This window comes from Streptomyces sp. SudanB25_2051 (assembly GCF_964272635.1).
GTDB lineage: Bacteria > Actinomycetota > Actinomycetes > Streptomycetales > Streptomycetaceae > Streptomyces.
In genome coordinates, this window is record NZ_OZ186787.1 from 5765791 (window position 1) to 5778496 (window position 12706).

The 12706-nt window shown below is 71.6% G+C and carries 9 protein-coding genes; all 9 read right to left on the reverse strand.

The features are described 5' to 3' along the window. Positions 1 to 50: 50 nt before the first annotated feature. Complete coding sequence (gene pssA, locus ACSUPT_RS25345) at positions 51 to 926, reverse strand: CDP-diacylglycerol--serine O-phosphatidyltransferase (RefSeq protein ID WP_351964720.1); 876 nt, start codon at positions 924 to 926, stop codon at positions 51 to 53. Continuing rightward, complete coding sequence (locus ACSUPT_RS25350) at positions 913 to 1560, reverse strand: phosphatidylserine decarboxylase (protein ID WP_351964721.1); 648 nt, start codon at positions 1558 to 1560, stop codon at positions 913 to 915. Before ACSUPT_RS25350 ends, pssA begins: the two co-directional genes overlap by 14 nt. A 170-nt stretch (positions 1561 to 1730) precedes the next feature. Then, a complete protein-coding gene (locus ACSUPT_RS25355; protein ID WP_351964722.1) occupies positions 1731 to 2936 on the reverse strand; it encodes an acyl-CoA dehydrogenase family protein in 1206 nt (401 codons plus the stop codon). 2 nt (positions 2937 to 2938) lie between these two features. Further along, positions 2939 to 3451 carry a MaoC family dehydratase gene (locus ACSUPT_RS25360; protein ID WP_351964723.1) on the reverse strand — a complete coding sequence of 171 codons (513 nt, stop codon included), beginning with the start codon at positions 3449 to 3451 and terminating at the stop codon, positions 2939 to 2941. Between the two features lie 3 nt (positions 3452 to 3454). After that, on the reverse strand, positions 3455 to 4435 hold the full coding sequence (locus ACSUPT_RS25365) for an HpcH/HpaI aldolase/citrate lyase family protein (RefSeq protein WP_351964724.1): 981 nt from the start codon (positions 4433 to 4435) through the stop codon (positions 3455 to 3457). Beyond that, positions 4432 to 6453, reverse strand: coding sequence for a protein meaA (locus ACSUPT_RS25370; RefSeq protein ID WP_351964725.1), 2022 nt, complete (start codon positions 6451 to 6453; stop codon positions 4432 to 4434). Before ACSUPT_RS25370 ends, ACSUPT_RS25365 begins: the two co-directional genes overlap by 4 nt. Before the next feature lie 30 nt (positions 6454 to 6483). Then, a complete protein-coding gene (gene ccrA, locus ACSUPT_RS25375) occupies positions 6484 to 7821 on the reverse strand; it encodes a crotonyl-CoA carboxylase/reductase (RefSeq protein ID WP_403502894.1) in 1338 nt (445 codons plus the stop codon). A gap of 316 nt (positions 7822 to 8137) precedes the next feature. Then, entirely contained in the window at positions 8138 to 10816 is a 2679-nt protein-coding gene (locus ACSUPT_RS25380; RefSeq protein ID WP_436945615.1) for a tetratricopeptide repeat protein, read from the reverse strand. Between the two features lie 74 nt (positions 10817 to 10890). Beyond that, positions 10891 to 12609 carry a hypothetical protein gene (locus ACSUPT_RS25385; RefSeq protein WP_436945616.1) on the reverse strand — a complete coding sequence of 573 codons (1719 nt, stop codon included), beginning with the start codon at positions 12607 to 12609 and terminating at the stop codon, positions 10891 to 10893. Positions 12610 to 12706 lie beyond the last annotated feature (97 nt).

Here is a 12706-nt window from a genome sequence, read left to right on the forward strand (position 1 = left end):
CGAGGGGCCCGGGTGCGTGTCGCACCCGGGCCCCTCGCCCTGTCATCCGCCTACGGCAGCTGCGCCGCCCGCGCCTCCCGGCTCTCGCGCCGGTTGTCGCGGAAGGTGTTCACCCGCCGCGCCGTCGCGAAGAGCGGGATCACCGCGCCCAGCACCACCTGGAGCGCGCACCCCGTCTGGAGCAGCAGCTGACCGCCGGGCGCGTCGAACGCCCAGGCCGCCAGCATGCCCATCGCGCCGACGATCCAGCTGAGCATCGCCACCGCGAGCGGGCCCCGCGGCTTCGGGTACTCGACCCGGCTGACCATCAGCCACGCCGTGCCGAGGATCGCCAGCAGCGTCGGGATGAACGGCAGGCCCAGCAGCACGATCGACACGACCGTCAGCGCGCCGAACGGGCTCGGCATGCCCTGGAACATGCCGTCCTTCATCGTGACGACCGAGAATCTCGCCAGCCGCATCACGACGGCGAGCAGCACCACGATCGCGGCCACCGCGGACACCCGCTGGTGGGCGTCGCTGTCCACCATCCCGTACACGAGGACGAAGTACGCCGGGGCCAGACCGAAGCTGATCAGGTCCGACAGGTTGTCCAGCTCGGCGCCCATCGGGGACGAGCGGAGCTTGCGCGCCACGAGCCCGTCGAACAGGTCGAAGATCGCCGCGCAGAGCATCAGTATCACGGCCGTCGCGGCGGAGTGCCGCGCCATGCCGGTCTCCTCGCTGCCCGTGAGGTGCGGGATGAGGATGCCGGTGGTGGTGAAGTACACCGCCATGAAGCCGCACGTGGCGTTGCCCAGGGTGAGCGTGTCCGCTATCGACAGCCGGAGGGACAGGGGCATCTCCTCCTGCTCCTCCGCGGCGGCCTCGTCCGCCTCGCCGTCGGCGACCCAGCCCGCAGGTCGCTCAGGGTCAATCACGGTCAATGCGAGTCACCCCCGCGGTCGTGGTCTGTCCGACCTCGACGGCGACGTCCACACCTTCCGGGAGGTAGATGTCGACCCGCGAGCCGAAGCGGATCAGGCCGATCCGGTCGCCCTGCTCGACCTTGGCGCCCTGCGCCAGGTACGGCACGATGCGCCGGGCCACGGCGCCGGCGATCTGCACCATCTCGATGTCGCCGAGCTCCGTGTCGAAGTGCCAGACGACGCGCTCGTTGTTCTCGCTCTCCTTGTTGAACGCCGGCACGAAGCCGCCCGGGATGTGCTCCACGGACGTCACCGTGCCCGCCATCGGGGCGCGGTTGACGTGGACGTTCAGCGGGCTCATGAAGATGGCGACCCGGGTGCGCCCGTCCTTCCACGGCATGATGCTCTGCACCACCCCGTCGGCGGGCGAGATGACCCTGCCCTGAGCGATCTCGCGCTCGGGGTCGCGGAAGAACCACAGCATGCCGGCCGCGAGCGCGGTCGTCGGGACGGCGAACGCCGCGGCACGCCGGGAGCGGCGGGCGCGGACGAGGCTTACTGCTGCGGTGGCGACGGTCGGCAGAAGCCACGGCGATGCTCCGCGCGCGAGACGGACACGGCCGCGAGGTGCAGAGGTTTGGCTGTGGGGCATGGATGACCTTCGTAGCGGATGATGCCGCGCTCGGGAACGGGGGACGGCGGCTTTTCGGCGATGCTATCGGTTGCGGGCCGCAACTGGGCAAGCCAGAAGCCGAGTCGAAGGCCGGAAGAAGATGACTGGATGTGATCTTCTTCGCGGCCATTACCCCCCAAAACCGACAATCAGCCCTGGAATCGGTACTCCTCGAGCAGGCGGCGACCGATGATCATTTTCTGGATCTCGGCGGTGCCTTCACCGATGAGCAACATCGGGGCCTCGCGGTAGAGGCGCTCGATCTCGTACTCCTTGGAGAACCCGTAGCCCCCGTGGATGCGGAAGGCGTCCTCCACGACCTCCTTGCAGTACTCGGAGGCCAGATACTTGGCCATGCCTGCTTCGAGGTCGTTTCGTTCCCCAGAGTCCTTTTTGCGAGCTGCGTTCACCATCATGGCATGAGCGGCCTCGACCTTGGTAGCCATTTCGGCCAGCTTGAACTGAATGGCCTGATGCTGGGCGATCGGCTTGCCGAACGTCTGACGCTGCTGGGCGTACCGGACACCCAGTTCGAACGCACGCTGTGCGACGCCGCAGCCACGGGCCGCGACGTTCACCCGGCCGACCTCGACGCCGTCCATCATCTGGTAGAAGCCGCGCCCGGTGACGCCGCCGAGGACCCGATTGGCCGGAATCCGCAGCCCGTCCATGATCAGCTCGGTGGTGTCGACCCCCTTGTAGCCCATCTTGTCGATCTTGCCGGGGATGGTGAGGCCCGGCCGGACCTCGCCGAAGCCCGGCTCCTTCTCCACCAGGAAGGTCGTCATCGACTTGTGCGGCGCCGTGCCCTCGGGGTGTCCTTCGTCACTCCGGACCAGAACGGCCACCAGCGTGGACGTACCGCCGTTCGTCAGCCACATCTTCTGGCCGTTCAGGACGTACTCGTCGCCGTCCCTGACCGCCTTCGACGTGATCGCCGACACATCCGAGCCGAGCGCCGGCTCGGACATCGAGAACGCGCCGCGCACCTCGCCCGCCGCCATCCGCGGCAGGAAGGTGTCCTTCTGCTCCTGCGTGCCGTGCTGCTTGAGCATGTAGGCGACGATGAAGTGGGTGTTGATGATGCCCGAGACGGACATCCAGCCGCGGGCGATCTCCTCCACGCACAGCGCGTACGTCAGGAGCGACTCGCCCAGACCGCCGTACTCCTCGGGGATCATCAGGCCGAAGACACCCAGCTCCTTCAGCCCGTCCACGATGTCCTGGGGGTACTCGTCGCGGTGCTCCAGCTCCGTCGCGACCGGGATGATCTCCTTGTCGACGAAGTCCCGGACCGTGGACAGGATCTCCTGCTGGACATCGGTCAGACCGTGGGTCTGCGCGAGTCGGGCCATGACTACTTCTCCTGGTGGTTCAGCTCCGGGCGGCCGGGCTGCTCGCCGCCGCGCTCCTTGATGTAGGTGGCCGTGGGGACCATCACCTTGCGGCGGAAGACGCACACGAGCGTGCCGTCCTGCTTGTACCCCTTGGTCTCGACGTGGACGATCCCGCGGTCGTCCTTCGACTTCGACGGCCACTTGTCCAGGACCGTCGTCTCGCCGTAGATCGTGTCGCCGTGGAAGGTCGGCGCCACGTGCCTGAGCGACTCGATCTCCAGGTTGGCGATGGCCTTGCCGGACACGTCCGGCACGGACATGCCGAGCAGCAGCGAGTAGACGTAGTTCCCGACGACGACGTTCCTGCCGAAGTCCGTCGTCTTCTCCGCGTAGTTGCTGTCCATGTGGAGCGGGTGGTGGTTCATCGTCAGGAGGCAGAAGAGGTGGTCGTCGTACTCGGTGACCGTCTTTCCGGGCCAGTGCTTGTACACCGCCCCGACCTCGAACTCCTCGTAGGTGCGTCCGAACTGCATCGCTTACGCCTCCGGGGCCTCGAACGTGCTGGTGCGCCGCATCCCCGCGGCCCGGCCCTTGCCGGCGATGACCAGGGCCATCTTGCGGCTCGCCTCGTCGATCATCTCGTCGCCGAGCATCGCGGAGCCCTTCTTGCCGCCCGCCTCCGACGTGTAGTACTCGTACGCGTCCAGGATCAGCTCGGCGTGGTCGTAGTCCTCCTGCGAGGGGGAGAACACCTCGTTGGCCGCCTCGACCTGGCCGGGGTGCAGCACCCACTTGCCGTCGAAGCCCAGCGCGGCGGCGCGGCCGGCGACCGCGCGGAAGCCGTCCACGTTCTTGATCTGCAGGTAGGGGCCGTCGATCGCCTGGAGGTCGTTGGCGCGGGCGGCCATCAGGATCTTCATCAGGATGTAGTGGTAGGCGTCCGCCGGGTAGCCGGGCGGCTGCTCTCCGACGACCAGCGACTTCATGTTGATCGACGCCATGAAGTCGGCCGGGCCGAAGATGATCGTCTCGATGCGCGGCGACGCCTGGGCGATCTCGTTGACGTTGTTCAGGCCGCGGGCGTTCTCGATCTGCGCCTCGATGCCGATGCGGCCGACCTCGAAGCCCATCGTCTTCTCGATCTGCGTCAGCAGCAGGTCCAGGGCGACGATCTGCGAGGCGTCCTGCACCTTCGGCAGCATGATGCAGTCGAGGTTCTGCCCGGCGCCCTCGACGACGGTGACGACGTCCCGGTACGTCCAGTGGGTCGTCCAGTCGTTGACCCGGACGACGCGGGTCTTGCCGGTCCAGTCGCCCTCGTTGAGGAACTTCACGATCGTGTGCCGCGCATCCGGCTTGGCGAGCGGCGCGCAGGCGTCCTCCAGGTCCAGGAAGACCTGGTCGGCCGGGAGGCCCTGGGCCTTCTCCAGGAAACGCGGGTTCGAGCCCGGCACCGCCAGGCAGGAACGGCGGGGGCGCAGCCGGTTCACCGTACCGGCGGGCGTGGTCTCGGTCATGCGGGGACCTCCGTGCTTTCGAGAGGGTCGAGCTTGTTGGCATTGCGGATCTCGTCGACGATACGGCCGATGATCTCCGTGATCCCGAAGTCCTTCGGGGTGAAGACGGCGGCCACACCCGCACGCCTCAGGTCCGCGGCGTCCGCGTTCGGGATGATCCCGCCCACGACGACCGGGATGTCCGCCGCGCCGGCCTCCCGCAGCCGGTTCAGCACGTCCGGCACCAGCTCGGCGTGCGAACCGGACAGGATGGACAGTCCCACGCAGTGCACGTCCTCCGCGAGCGCCGCGTCCACGATCTGCTCCGGGGTGAGCCGGATGCCCTGGTAGACCACCTCGAACCCGGCGTCCCTGGCGCGTACGGCGATCTGCTCGGCGCCGTTGGAGTGGCCGTCCAGGCCGGGCTTGCCGACCAGCAGCCGCAGCCGTCCCGCGCCCAGATCGGCGGCCGTCCGGGCGGCCTTCGCCCGGACGGCCGCGAGCGGGGAACCCTCTTCGGCCGCCACCGCCACGGGGGCGGACGAGACGCCGGTCGGCGCGCGGTACTCGCCGAACACGTCGCGCAGCGCCCACGCCCACTCCCCGGTCGTGACCCCCGCACGGGCGCACTCCAGGGTGGCGGCGAAGAGGTTCCCGTCCCCGGCGGCCGTCGCCTTGAGGGCGGCGAGGGCGTCCTGGGCCCGGGTCTCGTCGCGGTTGTCGCGCCACTCGTGCAGCGCGGCGACGACCCGTGCCTCGTTCGCCGGGTCCACGGTCTGGATCGCCGTGTCCAGATCCGCGGTCAGCGGGTTCGGCTCGGTGGATTCGAAGCAGTTCACGCCGACGATCTTCTCCTCGCCGGCCTCGATGCGGGCCCGCCGCTCGGCGTGCGAGGCGACGAGCTGCGCCTTGAGGTAGCCCGACTCGACGGCGGCCATCGCGCCGCCCATCTCCTCGATCCGGGCGATCTCGGCGAGGCACTCCTCGACCAGGGCGCTCACCTTCGCCTCGATGACGTGCGAGCCCTCGAAGATGTCGTCGTACTCCAGCAGGTCGCTCTCGTGCGCCAGGACCTGCTGGATGCGCAGCGACCACTGCTGGTCCCAGGGCCGGGGCAGGCCCAGCGCCTCGTTCCACGCGGGCAGCTGCACGGCGCGGGCGCGGGCGTCCTTCGACAGCGTCACGGCGAGCATCTCCAGCACGATGCGCTGGACGTTGTTCTCCGGCTGCGCCTCGGTCAGGCCCAGGGAGTTGACCTGGACGCCGTAGCGGAAGCGGCGCTGCCGGGGGTCCTCGATGCCGTACCGCTCGCGGGTGATCTTGTCCCAGATGCGGCCGAAGGCGCGCATCTTGCACATCTCCTCGACGAAGCGGACGCCCGCGTTCACGAAGAACGAGATCCGGGCGACCACGTCGCCCCTGCGCTCCTCGGGCACCTGCCCGGAGGCGAACACCGCGTCCAGGACCGCGATGGCCGTGGACATCGCGTACGAGATCTCCTGCACCGGTGTGGCGCCCGCCTCCTGCAGGTGGTAGCTGCAGATGTTGATCGGGTTCCACTTGGGGATGTGGTTGACCGTGTAGGTGATCATGTCGGTGGTCAGCCGCAGCGACGGACCGGGCGGGAAGACGTGCGTCCCGCGCGACAGGTACTCCTTCACGATGTCGTTCTGCGTCGTCCCCTGGAGCCTGGAGATGTCCGCGCCCTGCTCCTCCGCCACCACCTGGTAGAGCGCCAGCAGCCACATGGCGGTGGCGTTGATGGTCATGGACGTGTTCATCTGCTCCAGGGGGATGTCCTGGAACAGCCGCCGCATGTCACCGAGGTGGGAGACCGGGACGCCGACCCGGCCGACCTCGCCGCGGGCGAGGACGTGGTCCGGGTCGTAGCCGGTCTGCGTGGGCAGGTCGAACGCGACCGAGAGACCGGTCTGCCCCTTGGCGAGGTTGCGCCGGTACAGCTCGTTGGACGCCTCGGCGGTCGAGTGACCGGCGTACGTCCGCATGAGCCAGGGGCGGTCCTTCTTGCGTTCCGTCATGACGGTGGTGTCGCCTCTCGGACGTTCCGGTCAGATGTTCCGGAAGCGGTTGATGGCGTCGATGTGCTTGGCGCGCATCTCCGGGTCGCGGACGCCCAGGCCCTCCTCGGGGGCGAGGCAGAGCACGCCGACCTTGCCCTGGTGGAGGTTGCGGTGGACGTCGTACGCGGCCTGGCCGGTCTCCTCCAGCGCGTACACCTTCGACAGGGTGGGGTGGATCTTGCCCTTGGCGATCAGGCGGTTGGCCTCCCAGGCCTCCCGGTAGTTGGCGAAGTGCGAGCCGATGATCCGCTTCAGCGACATCCACAGGTAGCGGTTGTCGTACTCGTGCATGTAGCCCGAGGTGGAGGCGCAGGTGGTGATGGTGCCGCCCTTGCGGGTGACGTAGACCGAGGCGCCGAAGGTCTCGCGGCCCGGGTGCTCGAAGACGATGTCGATGTCCTCGCCGCCGGTGAGCTCGCGGATGCGCTTGCCGAAGCGCTTCCACTCCTTCGGGTCCTGGGTCCGCTCGTCCTTCCAGAACTTGTAGCCCTCGGCGTTGCGGTCGATGATCGCCTCGGCGCCCATGGCGCGGCAGATCTCCGCCTTCTGCGGCGAGGACACCACGCAGATCGGGTTGGCGCCGCCGGCCAGGGCGAACTGGGTGGCGTACGAGCCGAGTCCGCCGCTCGCGCCCCAGATGAGGACGTTGTCGCCCTGCTTCATCCCGGCGCCGTTGCGGGAGACCAGCTGCCGGTACGCGGTGGAGTTGACCAGGCCGGGGGCGGCGGCCTCCTCCCACGACAGGTGGCCGGGCTTCGGCATCAGCTGGTTGGACTTCACGAGCGCGATCTCGGCGAGGCCGCCGAAGTTGGTCTCGAAGCCCCAGATGCGCTGCTCGGGGTCGAGCATCGTGTCGTTGTGGCCGTCGGAGGACTCCAGCTCGACCGAGAGGCAGTGTGCGACGACCTCGTCGCCCGGCTTCCAGGAGTTGACGCCCGGCCCGGTGCGCAGGACGACGCCCGCGAGGTCGGAGCCGATGATGTGGTACGGCAGGTCGTGGCGCTTGGCCAGCTCGCTGGTGCGGCCGTACCGCTCCAGGAAGCCGAAGGTCGACAGCGGCTCGAAGATCGAGGTCCACACCGAGTTGTAGTTGACGGAGCTGGCCATCACGGCGACGAGGGCCTCGCCGGGGCCGAGCTCGGGCAGCGGCACCTGGTCCAGGTGGAGCGACTTGCGCGGGTCCTTCTCGCGGGTGGTGAGACCGGCGAACATCTCGGTCTCGTCCTTGTGGACGGTGACCGCGCGGTAGGACTCGGGCAGTGCGAGGTGGGCGAAGTCCTCGGACGTGGAGTCCGGCGACTGGATCGCGTCCAGGATTTCCTTCACGGTGGTGCCTCCGGCGATGCATGCGTCTTCTCGGGGACGCTGAGGGGTACGTCGGGGTGTGCTGCAGGGAGGTGTGCCGTCGGTTCGGCCGGTGGTGCTTGGCGGCGCGGGGTGGTGCGCGAGAGTGCCTGTGACGCAGGCGTCCGGGCGCGCGGCCCCGGGAAGGGCTGCGGGGACAGCCGGCGTACGAGAGTCCTCTGCACGCCGGCCGCCCGGACAACATCAACGTATGGCACGCCGTGCCAGGTGACAAGACACTGCGTGCCAGAAATTGCTCTCACTTGGAAAACGTCGCGCTCGGATGAGCGATGATCGATCAGTTGCCCCGCGTCCGCAGCGGGCGCGCGAGACCACGCCACACTGCGCCCCACACCTCACGGTGGAAGTGCCAGAAGGCGACGAGCGGCGCGAGTGTCGCCAACTGCGGCACGAGAGCCCACGCGGCGTCGATGGCCGGCCCGGCCTGGAGGAAGCCCACACCCGCGCCGGCCACGGTCCAGACGCTCGCCAGCGCCACCGACAGGGTGTTCCTCCCTGTGGCCAGCGTCCGGTAGGACGCTCCCAGGCCCAGCGCGCCGAGCGTCAGATACCCCGCCCACAGGGCCCAGTGGGCGAGGGGCGGCAGCCCGGGCGGCAGACCGGCGAACGGTGCCGCCACGACGCACAGCAGGGCCACCGCGAGCCGCGCCCAGGCGGAGGCGGGCAGGGTGCGGTCCGGCGGGGGAGGTGGCGGGGGAAGCCTCTCGTCGTCCGAACTCTCCAGCGCTGCCCCGGCCAGGGTCTCGACCTGCTCACGGCGTGCCCGCCGCTCCTCTTCGCGCCGCCCCGCCGACGACGCGACGGCGTGCTCCGCGTCCCTCTGCCCTCCGTCGGCCACGTGCCGCGGCGCGTCACTCCGCGCCTCCCTCTCGGCCTGCTCCACCTCCCTGTCCGAGAGCAGGGCGTCCACGAGGTGCGGGAGCATCTTCGACAGGGGGGCGGGGAGCCGAGCCGCATCCAGGGCCAGGTCGGCCCATTCCCGCGCATCCGCGAGATCACCCCGCGCGAGGGCGAACCGGGCGAGGGTGACGTGCGACGCGACGCGGACGCCGTGCTCACCGGTGCGGCTCGCCAGGTCGTATGCGCTCTTGGCGTGCTCCACCACGCCGCGCGCGTCCCCCCGCGCCAGCGCCGCCTCGGCCAGCTCCCGATGGGCCAGCGCGGCGACGGAGGGGTAGTCACCGGTCCCGGCCAGGAGCAGCGCCTGGCGGAGGACCGAGGTGGCCTGCTGGTTGCGGCCCAGAGCGAGGTACGCCGAGCCGAGGGCGCACAGCGAGACCGCGCGCTCCCGGTCGCGCCGCTCCCGCCGCCAGATACGCTCCGCCGTGGACAGGTGCGTCACCGCCTCCGCGTGCCGCCCGTGCATGCGGGTCTGCGTACCCAGGAGGTCGTGGAGGCGCCCCCGCATCACGCCCAGGGGGACATGAGCTCCGCCGTGCCGGTAGCGCAGCAGGTCTCCGGCACGGTCGCACGCCCTCGCGTGATCCACGTGGCGCAGTTCCGTGTACAACTCGCTCATCTGGTTCAGGGCGCGCTGTTCGGCCGCGCGGTCCCGGCGCCGCCCGGCCGCCATCGCCCGGTGCCTGAGGACGGTCAGGGCGTCGATGAGGTGGGAATGGCGGACCAGGTACGCGGTCAGCGGCTCGCCGAGCTCCTCCACCGCCTCGTCCAGGCGCGCGGCCGCCGCCGCGGCGAGGGCGGCCACCGCCGCGCCGCGCTCGTCCTCCAGCCACGGGGCGCCGGACCGGGCCGCGCGCTCGGCGAAGTGGCGCAGCAGCCGGGACAGGGCCTCGGTGCGCTCGGCCTCCGGTCCCTCCTCGAGCCGCTCACCGGCATAGAGGCGTACCAGGTCGTGGAAGCGGACCCGACCGTCCGGCGCGGCGGGCAGCAGCAGCCCCGCCCGGAGCAGCCGCCGCAGCCTTCGGACGGTCTCGGCCTCCGGCACCCCGGCGAGCGCGGCGGCGGAGCCGGGGTCGATCAGCGTCGCGGGGTGCAGCGCCAGCAGCCGCAGCAGCCGGGCGTCGTCCGGGGCGAGCGCCCGGTACGAGGTGTCGAACGGACCGTGCAGGTCCAGCTCGGCGAGGCGGTTGCGGCCCTCCCGCAGCCGGGCGAGCAGCGGGCCCAGCGCGCCGCCGCCCTCCTCCCGCAGCCGGGCCAGCGCCATGGACAGGGCGAGCGGGAGGTGCCCGCATAGTTCGGCCACCTCGGTCAGGTCCCGCTCGTCCACGGGCCCGAGCCGGCCGGCCCGGAACATGGCCAGCGAGTCCTCCGGGGCGAACACGTCGAGCGGCAGCACCGCGAGGTCCGGCCGGCCGGGCGGCCTCTCCCGCGATGTCACCAGAAGCCGGTGCCCCGCCCCGGGCGGGACCAGCCCGGCGAGGTCGGCCACCGACGCGGCGTCGTCCACCAGGATCAGCGTCGCCCCCAGGCGTTCCCCGCGCCGGGCCAGCTCACCGCGGAACAGGGCCTCCAGGCCGACGAGGTGGGTGGGGACGTCACTGCCCGCGACCCCCAGCATGCGCAGGAAGCCGTCCAGCAGTTCCTCCAGGCCCGCCTCGCGGCCGGGGTGGTGGGCGCGGGCGTCGGCGTACAGCACACTGCCGGGGAACCAGCCGCGGCCGACCGCCTCGTACGCCGCCTCCAGGGCGATCACCGTCTTGCCGACACCGCCCTGGCCGGTGACGGCCACGGCGTGCGGTGCGGGGAAGGGAGCGGTCGGGCGCAGGTGCTCCAGCAGGGCGGCCAGGGTCCGCTCACGGCCGACCACCGTCTGCGGGCGGGGAGGCAGGCTCCGCAGAGCGGCCGCGGGCGGTCGCGCCACCATCTGGTGGATGGTCAACGAGCCGATGCTCCCGGCCTGCACGACGGTCTCCGCCGACGTGTCCGCGAGCCGATTGCTCACCCGGTCATGGCGGTTGACGCCGTCTGCCCCGCTCGTCCCGCCCGCCTCGTCCATGCCCCGTGGATAACACGCGGGGGCGGCCGGCGTCAGCCGGTCCGCCCCCTTCGGGCGCTCGGTGCCGCGGCTCGTCAGTGCCGCTGCCTCGTCGCACGGCGGCGTGCGGAGGCGAACAGCAGGGCGCCGGCCGCCGCCAGGGCCGCTGCCGCGCCCGCGAGGGCCAGGGTGCCGGTCGAGCCGGTCGAGGCGAGGGCGCCGGAGCCGCCGCCCGTGCCCGTGCCGTACGTCGGGTTGCCCGCGCCGGTGGAGGAAGCGGACGGAGTGGGCGTGGCCGTGCCACCGGGCGACGGGCTCGCACTCGCGCTCGGGGAGGGACTCGTCGTGGCCGCCGCGGTCGCCGTGACCGTCAGGAACGCGACCTTCGCGCGCTGCGCCGGGTCGTACGGGCTGAGCGACGGCTCGAACACGACGCCCCTGGCGCCGTTCAGAGCGCGCTGCGGCTTCAGGGCGAAGGAGAAGAGCAGCTGCTTCCCGGGCGCCAGGTCCGCCGGGTCGGCGCAGCGGTAGACCGCGCCGGTCGGGACGGGCGCGGCGTCGCCGGGGCGGTTGCCGAAGGTGGGCGGCGGCGCGTCGTTCCACCGGTCGGACCACGGCTCGGGGCGGCAGCGCGGATCGGGCCGTACGACCTCCACACCGCGCGGCACCTCGACCAGGGCGGCCGGCGCGGTGAGCGGGGCACCGCCCTTGTTGGCGACGCCGACGCGGGCGGTGACCTCGCGGCCGACCGCCGTCCGCACGCTCGTGCCGATCGCGGCGCCGTCGGCGGCGGGGCGGCTGCGCACGCTGATGACGGGCGGGTGGTTCAGCGTGTAGTGGTCGGCGGGCATCGGGACGCGCGGCGGCGTCGGGGTGGTGGTGGGCACCAGGCCCAGCGGGGCGGAGCCGCCCCGTACGCCCTTCCGCGTCGCCGGGCGGGTGGAGACGGAGAACTGCAGGCGGCCGTGCTCGGCGAGGCCGGCCAGGGAGACGGCGAGGCCGGGCGACGGCCGGTAGGTGACGCCCGGCCGCAGGCCGGCCGTGAACTCGCAGGCCATGGCGATCCGCGCCGACTTGGGGTCCTTGGGGTCCTTCGTGAGGTACCAGCAGTTGTCGTGGTCGCCGGGGAGGACGACCGTCGCGTCGCCGTCGAAGCCGTCCACGTTGAGCGTCACGCGGTCCAGGGTGCGGGCGCCGGTGTTGGTCACCTCCAGCGGCACCGTGGCGCGTCCGCCCGGCGGGACGTCCACGATGTCGTCCGGGAGGCCGCCGATGGCGACGCTGTCGCGGTCGGCGATGACCACCGGCATCTCCGTGGGGGTGTCCTCGACCATGCGGGCGTTGCCGGCGGTGACGGTCGCCTTCACCACGCCCTGGTCCCCGGCCGCCGTGCCGAGGCGGGGGCGGATGTGGAACGGGACGTGGGTCTCGGGGTCGCCGTTGCCGTCGGGCATGGCGACCGGGCAGACCGCCCGCGCGCCCGTGACCCGGCACTCGGGGCGGAACCGGAACTCCGCGACCCGCTCGGCGCCGCTGACGTCGATGGTGATCTCCGCGCCGGTGACCGGTGCGCCGCCGGGCAGTTGTCCCCCCACGACGAACTGGTAGGTGAGGAAGTGCGCCTCGGTGAGCGCCCCGGCCGGCCGGGGCAGCGTGTCGGGGGAGCGGAGGGTGCCGACCTCGATCACGGCGGGCAGCGGCGTGGTGTCGGCCAGGGCGGGCGCCGCGGCGGCGCCGCCGGTGAGGAGCACGGCCAGGGCCGTGCCCCCTCCGACGGCGGCACGGCGCAGGCGCCCGGGCGGGGCAGGGGTCATGTCGGAACGGGTCCTTTCGCGGAGGTGACGGAGCGAGGGGTGAAACGGCCCTTCGTCTCCGGTCGGCCCCCCGCGTCCCGCAGGTTGGACCCCCGTA

What these genes read in the sequence shown, in the direction of transcription:
- ACSUPT_RS25385 (WP_436945616.1), bottom strand. Translation starts at nt 12,609, where the DNA reads ATGACCCCTGCCCCGCCCGGGCGCCTGCGCCGTGCCGCCGTCGGAGGG.
- ACSUPT_RS25355 (WP_351964722.1), bottom strand. Translation starts at nt 2,936, where the DNA reads ATGGCCCGACTCGCGCAGACCCACGGTCTGACCGATGTCCAGCAGGAG.
- ACSUPT_RS25365 (WP_351964724.1), bottom strand. Translation starts at nt 4,435, where the DNA reads ATGACCGAGACCACGCCCGCCGGTACGGTGAACCGGCTGCGCCCCCGC.
- ACSUPT_RS25370 (WP_351964725.1), bottom strand. Translation starts at nt 6,453, where the DNA reads ATGACGGAACGCAAGAAGGACCGCCCCTGGCTCATGCGGACGTACGCC.
- ACSUPT_RS25350 (WP_351964721.1), bottom strand. Translation starts at nt 1,560, where the DNA reads ATGCCCCACAGCCAAACCTCTGCACCTCGCGGCCGTGTCCGTCTCGCG.
- ACSUPT_RS25360 (WP_351964723.1), bottom strand. Translation starts at nt 3,451, where the DNA reads ATGCAGTTCGGACGCACCTACGAGGAGTTCGAGGTCGGGGCGGTGTAC.
- ACSUPT_RS25380 (WP_436945615.1), bottom strand. Translation starts at nt 10,816, where the DNA reads ATGGACGAGGCGGGCGGGACGAGCGGGGCAGACGGCGTCAACCGCCAT.